Origin of the sequence: Aquisediminimonas profunda (assembly GCF_019443285.1) — a bacterium.
Classification (GTDB): domain Bacteria; phylum Pseudomonadota; class Alphaproteobacteria; order Sphingomonadales; family Sphingomonadaceae; genus Aquisediminimonas; species Aquisediminimonas profunda.
This window is the reverse complement of record NZ_CP080327.1, coordinates 2,504,302-2,519,277: the sequence shown is the minus strand read 5'-3', so window position 1 is coordinate 2,519,277 and position 14,976 is coordinate 2,504,302. Positions and strand designations below refer to the sequence as shown.

The 14,976-nt window shown below is 58.3% G+C and carries 15 protein-coding genes; 12 read left to right on the top strand and 3 right to left on the bottom strand.

The window, feature by feature from the left end; all coding sequences use genetic code 11:
• Nucleotides 1–2 precede the first annotated feature (2 nt).
• Nucleotides 3–1,127 carry an acyl-CoA dehydrogenase family protein gene (locus K0O24_RS12500; RefSeq protein WP_219893064.1) on the bottom strand — a complete coding sequence of 375 codons (1,125 nt, stop codon included), beginning with the start codon at nucleotides 1,125–1,127 and terminating at the stop codon, nucleotides 3–5.
• Between the two features lie 113 nt (nucleotides 1,128–1,240).
• On the opposite strand from K0O24_RS12500, the gene K0O24_RS12495 reads away from it, so the two are divergent.
• Both K0O24_RS12495 and K0O24_RS12490 read left to right on the top strand, forming a co-directional pair.
• Entirely contained in the window at nucleotides 1,241–1,750 is a 510-nt protein-coding gene (locus tag K0O24_RS12495; RefSeq protein WP_219893063.1) for a hypothetical protein, read from the top strand.
• 67 nt (nucleotides 1,751–1,817) lie between these two features.
• Nucleotides 1,818–2,036, top strand: a complete 219-nt coding sequence (locus tag K0O24_RS12490) for a hypothetical protein (RefSeq protein ID WP_219893062.1) — start codon at nucleotides 1,818–1,820, stop codon at nucleotides 2,034–2,036.
• Between the two features lie 16 nt (nucleotides 2,037–2,052).
• On the opposite strand, the gene K0O24_RS12485 is transcribed toward K0O24_RS12490, so the two are convergent.
• Entirely contained in the window at nucleotides 2,053–2,493 is a 441-nt protein-coding gene (locus K0O24_RS12485) for a DUF3237 family protein (protein WP_219893061.1), read from the bottom strand.
• A 229-nt stretch (nucleotides 2,494–2,722) separates the two neighbouring features.
• On the opposite strand from K0O24_RS12485, the gene K0O24_RS12480 reads away from it, so the two are divergent.
• The 6 genes from K0O24_RS12480 to K0O24_RS12455 all read left to right on the top strand — a co-directional run bounded on the left by K0O24_RS12480 (nucleotide 2,723) and on the right by K0O24_RS12455 (nucleotide 6,893).
• Nucleotides 2,723–2,923 carry a hypothetical protein gene (locus K0O24_RS12480; protein ID WP_219893060.1) on the top strand — a complete coding sequence of 67 codons (201 nt, stop codon included), beginning with the start codon at nucleotides 2,723–2,725 and terminating at the stop codon, nucleotides 2,921–2,923.
• A gap of 18 nt (nucleotides 2,924–2,941) precedes the next feature.
• Nucleotides 2,942–3,304: a GFA family protein gene (locus tag K0O24_RS12475; RefSeq protein ID WP_219893059.1), complete on the top strand. Its 363-nt coding sequence runs from the start codon at nucleotides 2,942–2,944 to the stop codon at nucleotides 3,302–3,304.
• Between the two features lie 632 nt (nucleotides 3,305–3,936).
• Nucleotides 3,937–4,155, top strand: coding sequence for a hypothetical protein (locus tag K0O24_RS12470; protein WP_219893058.1), 219 nt, complete (start codon nucleotides 3,937–3,939; stop codon nucleotides 4,153–4,155).
• Between the two features lie 95 nt (nucleotides 4,156–4,250).
• The gene (locus K0O24_RS12465) at nucleotides 4,251–5,096 is read left to right on the top strand and encodes a nucleoside triphosphate pyrophosphohydrolase family protein (RefSeq protein ID WP_219893057.1); all 846 of its coding nucleotides are present in this window, start codon (nucleotides 4,251–4,253) and stop codon (nucleotides 5,094–5,096) included.
• Nucleotides 5,093–5,833, top strand: coding sequence for a thymidylate synthase family protein (locus tag K0O24_RS12460; RefSeq protein WP_219893056.1), 741 nt, complete (start codon nucleotides 5,093–5,095; stop codon nucleotides 5,831–5,833). The genes K0O24_RS12465 and K0O24_RS12460 overlap by 4 nt, the downstream gene beginning before the upstream one ends.
• Nucleotides 5,811–6,893, top strand: a complete 1,083-nt coding sequence (locus tag K0O24_RS12455; RefSeq protein WP_343211240.1) for a uracil-DNA glycosylase family protein — start codon at nucleotides 5,811–5,813, stop codon at nucleotides 6,891–6,893. Before K0O24_RS12460 ends, K0O24_RS12455 begins: the two co-directional genes overlap by 23 nt.
• Nucleotides 6,894–6,919: 26 nt before the next feature.
• On the opposite strand, the gene uvrA is transcribed toward K0O24_RS12455, so the two are convergent.
• On the bottom strand, nucleotides 6,920–9,844 hold the full coding sequence (gene uvrA, locus K0O24_RS12450; protein ID WP_219893054.1) for an excinuclease ABC subunit UvrA: 2,925 nt from the start codon (nucleotides 9,842–9,844) through the stop codon (nucleotides 6,920–6,922).
• Between the two features lie 270 nt (nucleotides 9,845–10,114).
• Between uvrA and K0O24_RS12445 the strand changes: the two genes are divergently transcribed.
• The 4 genes from K0O24_RS12445 to K0O24_RS12430 all read left to right on the top strand — a co-directional run bounded on the left by K0O24_RS12445 (nucleotide 10,115) and on the right by K0O24_RS12430 (nucleotide 14,942).
• Nucleotides 10,115–10,411 carry a UrcA family protein gene (locus K0O24_RS12445; protein ID WP_219893053.1) on the top strand — a complete coding sequence of 99 codons (297 nt, stop codon included), beginning with the start codon at nucleotides 10,115–10,117 and terminating at the stop codon, nucleotides 10,409–10,411.
• Between the two features lie 126 nt (nucleotides 10,412–10,537).
• Nucleotides 10,538–11,830 carry a homoserine dehydrogenase gene (locus K0O24_RS12440; protein ID WP_219893052.1) on the top strand — a complete coding sequence of 431 codons (1,293 nt, stop codon included), beginning with the start codon at nucleotides 10,538–10,540 and terminating at the stop codon, nucleotides 11,828–11,830.
• A 50-nt stretch (nucleotides 11,831–11,880) separates the two neighbouring features.
• Complete coding sequence (glpX, locus tag K0O24_RS12435) at nucleotides 11,881–12,861, top strand: class II fructose-bisphosphatase (RefSeq protein ID WP_219893051.1); 981 nt, start codon at nucleotides 11,881–11,883, stop codon at nucleotides 12,859–12,861.
• Between the two features lie 44 nt (nucleotides 12,862–12,905).
• Complete coding sequence (locus tag K0O24_RS12430) at nucleotides 12,906–14,942, top strand: transglycosylase domain-containing protein (protein ID WP_246610993.1); 2,037 nt, start codon at nucleotides 12,906–12,908, stop codon at nucleotides 14,940–14,942.
• Nucleotides 14,943–14,976: the final 34 nt, after the last annotated feature.

Genomic DNA, 14,976 nt, shown 5'->3' with positions numbered 1-14,976 from the left:
CCTTAAGCCGCGAGATCTGTGTTGCGCTGTTCGAGCGCCCGAACAAGCTGATCGGACCAGAATGTTCGCGATCCGAGATTGAGGGCAAGAAGCCGCCCTCGTCGATAGAAGAACTGGCAATCGCTCTCCCAGGTAAAGCCGATGCCGCCGTGCAGCTGGACATTCTCTTCCGCAGCAAACTGGAGGGCATCAATCGCCGCAACGCGCGCGCCTGCAGCCGCAAGTGCCAGTTCCGGAGCGCCGGTCAGCAAAGCCCATGCGCCGTAATAGGCGTGGCTGCGGGCCAGCTGGTTCTTGATGTACATATCGGCGCAGCGATGCTTCACGGCCTGATAGCCGCCAATGCGACGGCCGAAAGCGACGCGCTCCTTCGCATAGTCCACCGCCATTTCCATTGCAGCATCGGCACTGCCCAGCCCTTCAAAGGCGAGCAGGACGGCCGTTCCCTGCAGGTGCCGGGCGCGCAATCGCTCGGCTTCGTCAGCGCGGGCCAGAACCGTACAAGCAGCATCGGAAAAGACGATTTTTGCCGACTTGCGAACCAGGTCGACAGTCTCGCAGGCGGAACGGGAAACACCCGTTGCGGACAGGTCAACAAGAGCAATGACCAAAGCGCCCGCCTCGTCACGCGCCGTGACAATGGCAAAGTCCGCGGCGAGCCCGTCGGCCACTGGCAGTTTCGCACCCGTCAGCCGATCGCCGGAACAGGCAAGCTTTGGCGAGCCGTCGGGCCGCGTCGCATTGCCTTCCATCCAGGCGACAGTGCCTATTGCAGATCCGTCAGCCAGTTTGGGCAGCCAGGCCGCCTGCGCAGAGTCGTGACCGCTGGCCATGAGCAATTCGGTAGCCATCAGCACAGAGGAGGTGAACGGCACGGGCGAAAGGGCGCGGCCGACTTCTTCAGCGAGCACGCAGAGTTCGAGAACCGAAAGCCCCAACCCGCCATGCGCTTCGGGAATGCGCAGGCCCGTCCAGCCAAGCTCTGCAATCCGGGACCACAGGGCTGCATCATGCGTGGCATCGCCATTCATGACGGCGCGGGCTTTTTCCCGACCCGATTCCGCTGCAAGAAACTTGCGCGCTTCATCGCGCAGTGCCTCAGCTTCTTCCGAAAACTGGAAGTTCATCGCTTTCTCCTATCGATTTCGCAAATTGCGATGGCACAGTGCTGAAGCCGGTTCAACTGACATTGCTGTCAGCGCAACCGATCATTAAGCCTTTGCCGCTAATCATTTTGTGCATGAAATTCGAAGGTCCCACGCCGGAAACCGAAACCCGCCAGGTGAGTGTCTCATTTGCGGCATTCATCATCGTGACCGCCTTTGCCCTGTTCGGTTTGGCAATGGCGATCGGTACGGTGACGGGTCTCAAGACACAGCCAGCGGCCCAGCCCGAGGTTACGGCGCCGCAACCCGGCTTTGAATCAGCACCGGCACCGGCACCAACGCCACTGCCCGCCGTGACTCAGCCCGACCCGACCGCAATGACCGCGACGGACCCGGCGAACCCGGAACAGGCGAATGCCGACACGCCCTTTGCGGCCGAACAGGCTGCCGCTGCCACAGCCGCTGCTGCTCCTGCGGCCCCACCTGCCGTGGTTGCTGCCCCTGCCCCCGCAGCCAAGGCTCCGGCGAGCGAGACAGCCCCGGCGGCCCAGCCAGCGGTGCAGACGCACAACCCGTCCTTCCCGTCGCGCCACGTCGCGCCCGTAGCTGCGGCTACCGCTCCACAACCCGCCCAAAACAACTAGCCGACTTGAAATCCGGCGCGATGTGTATTATGTGAATAATACACAAGATCGAGGCGTGGATTTGGATATGGCAAAAGACGGAAAAAAGGCGCGCAAGGCTGAGAAGGCATCAAAGCCCAAGAAGCTGAAGATCCCCAAGAAGGTTGGCAACATCAAGATCCCCAAGGAATTGCGCCGCGAAGGCAATGGCCTGATCGACGCGCTCAAGGGTCTGCTCGCGACCGAGATCGCCGCTGCTGCAATCATGGCCATCGCCAGCAGCCCGCGCAAGCGGCAGGAGGGCTAGGCGGCCCCCTGCTGCGTTACTGCAGGAACCCTTCGAGGTGGATCTTGCCAGTCGCCAGATCTGCCGTCCCGACCGCAAGAATTTGCCGCGCATTGACCCAGTCATAATCTGGCGCGGCGGTCAGCAAGCGGACTGTTTCCGTCAGATCGAGGATCGGCGCATCGCTGCGCAAGACCCCTACGCCTCCAGCCTGCAGCGCAATCCGTTTGCCGTCATCCGTCTCGATTACGCCACGAATATTGAGCTCGATACAGCCATCTGGTCGCATATAGGCAAAGTCGGTGCCGCTGAGCCGCCCCGCGATGCGCCCGGTGGAACGTCCGTCAAAACCGACGTCAAACCGCGCGCCCTGTGGCGGTATGGACGCCTTGCCCTCCAGAATGTGCGCGAGTTCCACGCCGAAATCGATCGTGCCGGTCATGTCGACATCATATTCGTAGATTTTCTCGCCGCGCATTGCCCTTGGCCTCTCTCTTCCTGTCCTGGAGCGCGGAGACTAGCGGGGGCAACATGGCGGCGCCAGTACAATCCCGGCCCGCACAAACATCCTTGACGGGAGAACAAAGAGGGATCAAAACGGCCTGACCCGGCTGCAGGAAAGAGGCATTCGAACGGCACCCCGCCTTTCGAGACGCGCCCCCTTGTGCCTGCAGCCCCAACCCGCAAACCCGGCGAGGGAGGCCGACATGCACCACGATACCAAGCTCCGCGACGCAGCCCGTGCAATCTACAATACCGTTTATCCCGGCGAGGAATGGGCCCCCCTGCCCTTTGAGGATGCGGAACGATACGGATCGGTGCATTACAGGAACGCCGTGGATGCAGCGCGCAAGGTGCGGCTGGAATTTGCGGAGGATCCGGGCGGGCACCAGCTTGGATTGTTCTGAACGGCGGAAAGGCGCAGCATGACCGACACGGCGATCACCGGCACCTGCCATTGCGGCGCCATTCGCATCACCCTGCCCCGCACGCCGGACTTTGTGAACCAGTGCAACTGCACCCTGTGCACCAGGGTGGCCGGGCTCTGGTGCTATTTCCCGCCGGACACGGTGCAGATCGAGGCGGAACCCGGCGCGCTTGCGGCCTATGTCCGCTCTGATCTCGACGAAACCTGGCTCTCCACTCATCACTGCACCCGCTGCGGCTGCACGACGCATTGGTCGCCGCTGCCGGAGCGGGACCTTGACCGAATGGGCGTCAATTTGCGCATGTTCGGGGAGGATGTGCTGGCCCGAGTCGCGGTGCACAAGGTCGACGGGCGGAGCTGACCGCCTCAGCCGCGCGCGCGGAACTTGTCAAACTTGTCATTCCCTTCCGGTAGAATAATACCCGCCACAGTCTTATGGGCATCGCCGCGGCTGGCAGAAATCGGCGGAAGAGAGGCTGCGCGCGTCATCGAACAGGATGAAGCAGAGCGGAACCGAATAGGAAAGACTTTTTTTCGACGATCCGGGAACCGAACGTCGCCCCTGCGCAGGCAGGGGCCACTACGGGAGTCGGGTGCCAAAGCGTCAAACAGGCCCCTGCCTGCGCAGGGGCGACGGCAATATGAAAGCGTCAAACAGCCCCCTGCCTCCGCAAGGGCAACGCCAATTTTGCACACACCCCAAAGCAGCCCCCCTTGCCTCGTGCGCGCTTTGCCGACATCTTGCGCCACAGGGCCGTACGCGCGGCCCCGGGGTGTCGAAACCCCTCGTTAGTCGGATGGTAGGACCGAACTCTTACCAAGACCCTGATCCTTACTCGGTCGGGGAGCCTGTGACGCATGTCCAGGGTCCTCGGGCCTAAAGGTTACAGGAGCCGTACTAACGTCGGTTTTCGAACTCCCCGATCACTGGATCGATCTGGACAGGCCATAGCGGGGGCGCACCGCGACCGGCCCTTCCGGGAGGAGAGTTACATGCGGCGTTATTCGGACAAGCCCTTCACCGTGGAGGGTGTGCTGAAACTTTCAGGCAATCTCGGCGCGATCATCGAAATGGACGGCGAAGGATATTGGCTGACCTCCCTCAACCGCAAGACCCGCAAACTCCTCAACCACCGCATCCGCGCGACGGGGATACGGGTGGGGTTTAATGACTTTGATATTCGGGAGGTGGTGGTGGTGGGGTTCGAGTAAAGTTTGTCATCTCCAACACTTATTCTATATCAGAATTTATCTATTGGCAGTTTGACAATTTCATATAATCTTCTCGATATTCGTAGGAGAGAACTATGAAAATCGACGAATACCAGCGACAAGCTCATAAGACAGCAAAGTCGCGCGATATTGAAGTATTTACACTTGGACTATTCGGTGAAGCTGGAAGTGTCGCAAGCTCAATTAAGAAGCTTAAACGCGAGAATACCGCCGCGAAAGTCGTGAAGGACGAAATTGCAACTGAGCTAGGAGATGTTCTTTGGTATGTCGCAGAAATTGCCACGCATTACGATATCCAGCTCTCTGAAATTGCAGAGAAAAATTTAGAGAAGTCGAGATACCTTTTTAATGGGAATGATGAACAGCTAGATGCCAAGGCTCCTAAAGATCAGCGCTTTCCTGAAAAATTCAGCCTAACGTTTGAGCCTAGCGGCGCTAAAGTGCACATCCGGGTCAATGGCGTTCCATTTGGGGATGAGCTTGATGATAACGCCCACAATGACGACGGCTATCGTTTTCATGACGTGTTTCATTTTGCCTATATGACTAGATTGGGTTGGTCTCCTGTAGCGCGGCAGCAATTGGGCCTTAAGCGAAAATATAACACTGATATCGATCGCATTGAAGATGGCGCCAGATCGGTGTTTTTGGAGGAAGGCATTTCAGTTTTTGTGTTCAATCAGAATACCTGCACCGCCGAGGGAGTTTCGGCGTTTAGCGACCGCCGCAATATTCCATTCTCCGTCCTGTCCGCTATAAAAGTTATGACGAAAGGTCTCGAAGTGCGAAATCGTGACATTACAGCATGGCGCGATGCGATTGCGATGGGTTTTCAGAATTTCGACAAGCTGATGTCTAACAACGGGGGCCGTGTATCGTGTGATATGGTCACTAAAAAAATGAAATTTGATGCCAGATGACGGGGTTAGCATCAGCAATTTACGACAGTGATCTGGTGCTAGCGTGGAAAGCTGCTTGTGATCTTGTGGCCAACCAAAAATCAGTCGGATATGTGCTAGTAGTGAGCTTTGGCAACGCTTGGCAGGGTTCCAACGAACAGCGGCAAGCCTTAGACAAGGCAGCGCGGGAGGTTAAGGCTGATTCGCCATCAAGCGTTGCCTCGATGCTGTTACCGAAGTCGGTGCGCATGTCTAAACAGTCGGCAGCTGAGGCAATAGAGTCTGGCCAAATTATGATGGGGCGTGGGAGGAGCCGAGGTCTTAAATATAGCGGTTGGTCTCATACTTATTTTGAACGATTGACTGGATCATGGATAGATAAAAATGGGGATAGAGAATCAATTAGTCAAAATAAGCTTTTAAAAGCGATCGAAAAAATTGTTGAGTGGGATAAAAACTATGAAGCTGCGTTTTATATTCATACTAATCTTTTAACGGAATCATTCAAACCTTTAGGGAGTCCTTGTCTTCAATATGTTCAGTTGAGATTATATGGAGACAAATTGCTATCAATAGTTGGACTATATAGAGCACATGACTACGTTGAGAAGGCTCTGGGCAATTTTATTGGGCTGAATGATCTTGGGCATTTTATAGCTGACAAAACGGGGCGAACATTTACCGGGTGTGATGTGGTTTCACTACATCCATTTGTAGAAAGAAAATCACAAGCAAATGCTTATCTCGCAGCAGTTTGAGAACAAAAGTTTTGCTGACCTCATAGCTAGGGCGCACGCCTGCGAGCTTTGCCCGGAGATGGCAGGATGTAATCGAGTTTTGTCAGATACGAACGGGCCTTCAAATGCTCGAATAATGTTTATTGGCGAAGCTCCTGGCCGTTTGGGTGCCGAGCGCACCGCAATTCCTTTTCACGGAGATGTCGCAGGCGACAATTTTGAACGCCTTCTTAGCTTAGCGGGCCTTAGCAGATCCGAAGTGTTTGTTACAAATTCCATCCTGTGCAACCCGACTGACGATAAAGGTAACAATGCTCCACCAAGTAAGCGAGCGATCCGCCATTGCTCGAATCTGCTACGCGATCAGATCGAGGTCATTAATCCAGACATCATTGTCACTCTTGGTGCCGCAGCACTAAATGCTCTCACATTAGTCTGTCCGCACACGCTCACGGTCTCGGAGAGCGTGCGAACAATGCACGACTGGAATGGACGTAAGCTTATTCCACTATATCATCCCGGCGCGCGTGCGATGATTCACCGCAATTTTGCAGCTCAAACAGCCGACTACTATTTTGTTGGCGAAAGTTATCGGCGCCTGTTTTCAAAGCGCGCAAAAACTGCTTCGGTAATACCGCCTCGAGCTGGATGGGAGATAGTCCGATATGTGTTGTCGGAAATGCAGGTATTGAGCCTGTTTAAGTTACATAAGATTATGTATTTATTGGACTATAGATATCTTAAAGATCATGATAGTAAACTAACAGACTTTTTCTATATACGTCAGAAAGATGGACCATATTGCGTAGAACTTGGTTCACGTTGGTACAAAAAATTCGAATCTGTAGATGTGAGCTTTAGATCGGGTAAACCAATTTTGAATTGGAATGGTGGGGACTTATTTTCGGAACGAGTTCCACTTGCGGAATCGCTTAAAGCAGAAGTCGACGAGTTACTGTCTGCTCTTACTCAATTGAGTGAATCCGAACTAAAAACCCGAGCTTATCTAACAAGTCCCATGAAGCGAGCACTCCGCGCAGAGCGCGTCGGATTGATAGGGTTGAATCGCGCCCTCATTTAAAAGGAACTTTTTTTGGTTAGCGGCCCCTACTCCGCCGCATCCAGCTCCAGTTCCGTCGGCGCGGCCCGCTTCCCCTTGGCCAACAGCGGCTTCAAATACCCGCCGGTATAGCTCCGCGGGTTTTCCGCGACTTGCTCCGGCGTGCCTTCGGCGATCACTTCGCCGCCTTTCACGCCGCCTTCGGGGCCGAGGTCGAGGATCCAGTCGGCGGTCTTGATCACGTCCAGATTGTGTTCGATCACGACCACAGTGTTGCCCTGCTCGACAAGTGCGTGGAGGACTTCGAGGAGTTTGCGCACATCCTCGAAATGCAGGCCGGTCGTGGGTTCATCGAGGATGTAGAGCGTCTGGCCGGTCGCCCGCCTGCTGAGTTCCTTGGCGAGCTTCACGCGCTGCGCTTCGCCGCCTGACAGGGTCGTTGCCTGCTGGCCGACGGTGACATAGCCGAGGCCGACTTCCGCCAGCATTGCCATCTTGTCGCGGATCGAGGGGACGGCCTTGAAGAATTCGACCGCGTCCTCAACCGTCATGTCCAGCACATCGGCAATCGACTTGCCCTTGAACTTCACTTCCAGCGTTTCACGATTGTAGCGTTTGCCGTGGCACACGTCGCACTGGACATAGACGTCCGGCAGGAAGTGCATCTCGATCTTGATGACGCCATCGCCCTGGCACGCCTCGCACCGCCCGCCCTTCACGTTGAAGCTGAAGCGCCCGGGCTTGTATCCGCGCGCGCCGCTTTCGGGCAGGCCGGCGAACCAGTCCCGGATGTTGGTGAAGGCGCCGGTATAGGTGGCGGGGTTGGATCGCGGGGTGCGGCCAATCGGGGACTGGTCGATATCGATGACCTTGTCGAGATATTGCAGCCCCTCGATCTTGTCATGCTTGCCCGCGATGATCCGCGCGCCGTTCAAGGCGCGGGCGGAGGCGGCATAGAGCGTGTCGATCGTGAAGCTGGACTTGCCCGAGCCGCTGACCCCGGTCACGCAGGTGAAGGTGCCAAGCGGGATCGAGGCCGTCACGTCGCGCAGATTGTTCTCGCGCGCGCCCTTGACCGTCAGCTTCTTGCCGGTGCCCTTGCGGCGCTTCTTGGGGACGAGGATCTCGCGCCGCCCGGCCAGATAGTCCGCCGTCAGGCTGCCTTCGGCGGCCTCGATATCGGCGAGCGACCCGCGCGCCACGACTTCGCCACCGTGGACGCCCGCGCCGGGCCCCATGTCGATGATATAGTCGGCGTGGCGAATGGCATCCTCGTCATGCTCGACAACGATGACCGTATTGCCGAGATCGCGCAGGCGCTTCAGCGTTTCGAGGAGCCGGTCATTATCCCGCTGGTGGAGCCCGATGCTTGGCTCATCAAGGACATAGAGCACGCCCGACAGGCCGGAGCCGATCTGGCTCGCAAGGCGGATGCGCTGGCTCTCCCCGCCGGACAGCGTGCCCGATGTGCGGTTGAGGTTGAGATAGTCCAGCCCGACATTGTTGAGGAAGCCGAGCCGTTCGTTGATTTCCTTCAAGATCGCCTTGGCAATCTGCTGCTGCTGGTCATTCAGCTTTTCGTTGAGGCTGCCGAACCAATGAAGCGCATCGACCACGCTGCGGCGGGTTGAGATGCTGATATCCTCTCCCGCGATCTTGACCGCACGTGCCTCGGGCTTGAGCCGGGCGCCGCCGCACGTCTCGCACGGCGCAGAGGCCTGGTATTTCGCCAGCTCCTCGCGCATCCAGGCGCTCTCCGTCTGGAGCAGGCGGCGGTTGAGATTGCCGACAACGCCGTTGAAGCTCTTGTTCACATCATAGGATTTGCGCCCGTCCTGAAAGGTCAGGCGAATGACCGTCCCGCCCGAGCCGTTGAGGATCACATCGCGGATTGCCTCGGGCAGGTCCTTCCAGGGCGTGTCGAGCGAGAAATCATAATGCCGCGCAAGGCTCGCCAGCACCTGCATGTAATAGGGGCTGGGCGGGTTGGACTTGGCCCAGGGCACGATCGCCCCGGCCTTGATCGAGAGGGATTCGTTCGGGACGATGAGTTCGGGATCGAAATAGAGCTTCTCCCCCAGCCCGTCGCACGAGGGGCAGGCCCCTTGCGGGGCATTGAAGCTGAACAGCCGCGGCTCGATTTCCGGAATTGTGAAGCCGGAGACCGGACAAGCGAATTTCTCCGAAAAGACGATGCGGCCCGGCGGGGCATTGTTCCCCAGAACGGCCTTGGCTTCGACCGGCTCTGCCGGGGCATCGGCCAGATCGAGATAGGCCAGCCCGTCCGCCAGCTTCAGCGCGGTTTCGAACGAATCTGCCAGCCGCGTCTCGATCCCTTCGCGGACGACGATCCGGTCCACCACAATCTCGATGTCATGCTTGTATTTCTTGTCGAGCGCGGGTGCGTCCTCGATATCGAAGAACAGGCCGTCGACGCGGACGCGCGTGAAGCCCGCCTTCTGCCATTCGGCCAGTTCCTTCCTGTATTCGCCCTTGCGGCCCCGCACCGCCGGTGCAAGCAGGTACGCTCGCGTCCCTTCCGGCAGCGCCATCACCCGGTCGACCATCTGGCTGACCGTCTGCGCCGTGATCGGCAGGCCGGTTGCCGGGGAATAGGGAATGCCGACCCGGGCCCAGAGGAGCCGCATGTAATCATAGATTTCTGTCACGGTCGCGACGGTGGAGCGCGGGTTCCGGCTGGTCGTCTTCTGCTCGATGCTGATCGCGGGCGAGAGGCCCTCGATATGATCGACATCAGGCTTCTGCATCATTTCGAGGAACTGCCGCGCATAGGCGGACAGGCTCTCGACATAGCGTCGCTGCCCCTCGGCATAGATGGTATCGAAGGCCAGGCTCGATTTGCCGGATCCGGAGAGTCCGGTGATCACGGTCAGAGTATCGCGCGGAATATCAACGTCCACGCCCTTGAGATTGTGCTCGCGCGCACCGCGCACAGATATGTGAGTCAACATGATCAACCTGTTCCATATATGTTCAGTTGACGCAAGTGGGTGCGCGGCCCGTTCGCTGGATAAAAGCCCCGTCGTTCGTCGAAGCGGATCGGCTGCTTGTCCCCGGATTTCCGCCAACTGTCGGTCATGCGTGTTATTTGTCTAATACGGGGGCAAATTGGTCGAAGACACAGAGCAGCCGTCTCGCATTTCCCCTATTCCAAGGTTGTGCCGCAGCGTCCCCCATCCCTTACTCCGTTGCGGCACATCGAAGTTTTGAGGAGACACCCCATGAAAAAGTCCATTCTTGTATTGGCCGCATTGATCAGCACAGCCGCATCCGTCCCTGCTTTTGCAGCCCCTTCGTCAACGTCCGTACGCACGGCTGATCTCAACCTGACCAGCGCCGAAGGCCGTGCAAAGCTCACGCGCCGCATTTCCACGGCAGCCGAGCAGGTCTGCTATGTCGAAGGTGATCGCAGCCTTTCGTCCTTTGCGCTGGGCAAGGCCTGCTATGATCAGGCCGTGCGCGAAGCACACACCAAGGCTGCCGCGATGTCTGGCAATGTTGCCCTTGCGAGCTACTGATCGATTGACAATCGCAACCCGTTTAAGGGGTCGTGCTGTGGGCACGGCCCCTTTTTTCTTGGTCGCTGCCCTTTTCTTCATCGCTGGCGCCGCCTAGAGAGCCACCAAATTTAAAGGGTTTGGGGCATGAGTCAGCCACTTCGCGTTGCATTGGCAGGTCTGGGTACAGTCGGTGGCGGCGTCATCAAGCTGCTGGATGCCAACCGCGACCTGATCACGCGCCGCGCCAGCCGTCCCATCGAGGTGGTTGCGGTTTCAGCGCGCGACCGGCACCGCGAGCGGGGGATCGATCTCTCCCGCTTTGCCTGGAGCGACGATCCGGTCACGCTTGCGGGGCGTGTGGACGTAGACGTTGTTGTCGAACTGATCGGCGGATCGGATGGCCCGGCGCTCGCGCTCTCCCGGGCAAGCATTGGTGCCGGCAAGGCTTTTGTCACTGCCAACAAGGCCATGATTGCGCATCATGGCGTCGAACTGGCCCAGGCTGCCGAGGCTGCCAATGTTGCCCTCAAATATGAAGCGGCTGTGGCTGGTGGAATTCCGGTCATCAAGGGCCTGCGCGAAGGGGCGGCCGCGAACGAAATCACGCACGTCTATGGAATATTGAACGGGACCTGCAACTATATCCTGACGACGATGGAAAGCGAGGGCCGCGACTTTGCCGAAGTCCTCGCTGACGCGCAGGCGCTCGGTTACGCAGAATCCGATCCCAGCTTCGACATTGATGGCATCGATGCAGCCCACAAACTGTCCATCCTGGCGACACTGTCGTTCGGCACGCGACTGGACTTCGACGCGGTCAGCATCACGGGTATCCGCAACGTGCTGGCGGGAGACATTGCACAGGCCCGAGCCCTCGGTTTTCGCGTCCGGCTGGTGGGGTTGGCCGCCGCAGGTCCGGACGGACTGTTCCAGCGCGTTCATCCCTGTCTTGTTCCAGCGAGCCACCCCCTTGCACATGTTGCGGGCTCGATGAATGCGGTTGTCGCAGAAGGGAATTTCGTTGGCAGGCTGTTCTTCGAGGGACGTGGTGCAGGCGAAGGCCCGACAGCATCTGCCGTTGTTGCCGATCTGATCGATGTCGCTCGTGGCGAATATGGTCCGGCCTTTGCGATGCCGGTGAGCAGTCTTGCAAAAGCTCCAAAGGCCGACGCCGGCATGCGCGTCGGACGAGCCTATCTGCGCTTCATCGTTGCCGACCGAACCGGTGTGCTCGCCGAAATCACGGCCGCAATGCGCGACGCGGGCGTCTCGATCGAAAGCATGATCCAGCGCGGCGAAGCTCCGGGCGGTGGCGTCCTTGTTGTCATGACGACACATGAGGGACCGGAAAGCGCCGTAACCGATGCGCTTTCGGCATTGTCGGGATCGCCCAGCCTGGTCGCGGCACCAATGATGATGCCTATTCTGGATTTTTAACCTATCTCCGCTTATCGGCCTCTCAAGTCTTCACGGGAAACTTCAAAATCATGGTTATAGCTTCCAAAGTTCTCGATCGCGTCCTCGTCCTCGAAATGGTGCGCGTCACCGAGGCCGCCGCTATCTCTGCCTCAAAGATGATTGGCCGCGGCGACGAAAAGGCCGCCGACGCTGCTGCGGTGGAGGCAATGCGCGCCGCACTCAACGAACTGGCAATGGATGGAACTGTTGTGATTGGCGAAGGCGAACGCGATGAAGCGCCGATGCTGTTCATCGGCGAAAAGGTCGGCAGTGCCATCGGCACCGGCCCGAAGATCGACATTGCGCTCGATCCTCTTGAGGGCACGACGATTACGGCCAAGGCCGGACCGAATGCGTTGGCGGTGCTTGCAGTCGCGGAAGAAGGCAATCTTCTCAATGCCCCCGATGTCTATATGGACAAACTTGCTGTGGGACCGGGTTACCCGGACGGCATTATCGATCTTGCCAAGACCCCGACCGAAAACGTGGAAGCGGTCGCCAAGGCCAAGGGCGTCGAGCCCAATGAAATCATCGTCTGCGTTCTCGATCGTCCGCGTCACGAGAAGCTGATTGCCGAATTGCGGAGCATCGGATGCGGGATCATGCTTATTCCGGATGGCGACGTGGCGGGTGTCATTGCTGTGACCGATCCGGATACAACAATCGACATGTACATGGGCTCTGGCGGCGCTCCGGAAGGCGTGCTTGCGGCGGCTGCATTGCGTTGCGTTGGCGGTCAGTTCAAGGGTCGCCTGCTTTTCCGCAATGACGATGAAAAGAGCCGGGCCCGCAAATGGGGCATCCAGGACCTTGATCATATTTACGACCTCGAGGAACTCGCCAAGGGCGATTGCATATTCGCGGCAACCGGCGTGACCGATGGCTCGCTCCTTGAAGGGGTCAAACGGCTCAAAAATGGCACGATGACGACCGAGAGCGTTGTCATGCGGGCAAGCTCGGGCACTGTTCGCTGGGTCAGGGGCGAACACCACAAGGGCGCGCGCGCATAAATTTTCACTCGCCAGCGCTGTCATAGCCCGATAATACAGCATTAATGTCCAGCCCGATGCTCAATGCTGACGATCCAGACTACGGTCGCGACTGGATTGCGCCCTATGAAGAAGATCCCGAGTTTCCCCTCGGCCCGGCTCAATCAAAATGGACGAGCCGGTGGAAATGGATAAGGCGTGGGCTCGCTGCATTTGCGGCCCTCTTTATGATCATTTTCCTGTGGCTCGTGTTTACGGCACCGTTATCAAAGTCGCTGCAGCCCATTGCCCCTCCAAGACTGACGCTGCTGGCCGCCGATGGGCAAGCCTTTGCCCAAAATGGTGCCATTATTTCCGAACCGGTGAAGATCGCCAAACTGCCAAAGCATGTCACCCAAGCCTTTATCGCTATCGAAGACCGGCGCTTCTATTCCCACTGGGGAATCGATCCGCGCGGATTGGCCCGTGCGGCCGTGAACAATTTGGGCAGTGGCGGAACCCAGGGCGGGAGCACGATTACACAGCAGCTCGCCAAGATAACCTTCCTGACTCCCGAACGCAGCCTGAGCCGCAAGGCGCGGGAAATGCTGATCGCCTTCTGGCTTGAGGCTTGGCTGACAAAGGACGAGATCCTCGAGCGATATCTTTCAAACGTTTATTTTGGCGACAATGTCTATGGGCTGAGAGCAGCGTCGCACCATTATTTCAATCGCCAGCCCGAGCGCCTCACACTCTCGCAGGCAGCTCTGCTTGCAGGCCTTGTGCAGGCCCCGTCCCGCCTTGCTCCGACCAAAAATCCCAAGGCCGCACAAAAGCGGGCGCGCTTGGTGCTCGATGCGATGGCTGCTGCCGGATTCATTTCCGAAGCCAAGGCCAGGTCAGCCCCCGCCGCGACGATCACCCGAGGGATCGAGAGCGGCTTGCCGACAGGCACCTATTTTGCAGATTGGGCGATGCCGCAAGCACGCGCCATCGCGGAAGATTCTTATGGCGCGCAGGAGATCAAGACCACACTTGATGCCCGCCTGCAAAGGATCGCACGGTCTGCGATCAGCGGGGCTCCGCTTGGCAGGGCTCAGGTGGCCCTTGTTGCAATGAGGCCCAACGGTGAAGTCGTCGCGATGATCGGCGGTCGTTCCTACGACAAGTCGCCCTTCAATCGCGCGACACAAGCGCTGCGCCAGCCGGGATCAACCTTCAAGTTGTTCGTTTATCTGGCGGCATTGCGGGCCGGCATGACACCGGAAAGCAAGATCGACGACAGCCCGATCACCACAGGAGGCTATCGACCGAAAAACAGTGGCGAGCGCTATCGCGGGGAAATCACTCTCAAACAAGCCTTTGCCCGTTCCAGCAATGTTGCTGCCGTCAGGCTCTATCAGAAACTCGGAGGCGCTGCCGTGATCAAGGCAGCGCGTGACCTGGGCATCAAAAGTCCGCTTTCGGACGATCCCAGCCTTGCGCTTGGAACCTCCGGCGTCACCTTGCTCGAACTGACATCGGCCTTTGCAGCCGTGGCGGCCGACCGGTACCCCGTAACCCCGCACGGAATTCCGAAAGAAGAACCGGGCCTGTTGGGCAAGCTGCTTTCATCGCAGCGAACTTTCGGCTCTGACACGCATGACATGCTGCTTGAACTGCTGGCTGCCCCGATCAGTCAGGGCACGGGTCACGCTGCTGCGCTGCGCGTCAAGGCCTATGGCAAGACCGGTACCAGCCAGGACAATCGCGACGCCTTGTTCATCGGCTTTGCAGGCGATCTCGTGGTTGGTGTGTGGGTCGGCAATGATGACAATGCGCCGCTCGGCGGCATCCATGGCGGCAGCGTCCCGGCACAGATCTGGCGGACTTTCATGGAGGCGGCCGTCAGTGGGGCCGCCCTGCCCCCGCCAACCAAGCCTGAAGAGGACGTGACAGGGAATTTGTCCGACTTGGTGCCGATAGAGCTCGGAAACGACAGTGTGATCAGCATTGGCAATGACAGCAGTATTTCGGTCGACACGAACGTCGGAGACGTGGGCATCAACCTGAAGCTTGACCGTGACGGCCTCTCAATCGATGCAAAGCCTCCGCCCGACAAAGCCCAGCCGCCAACTAAATGATTGCGGCTTTCGCCGCCTTAAGCTTAAGCCTTGC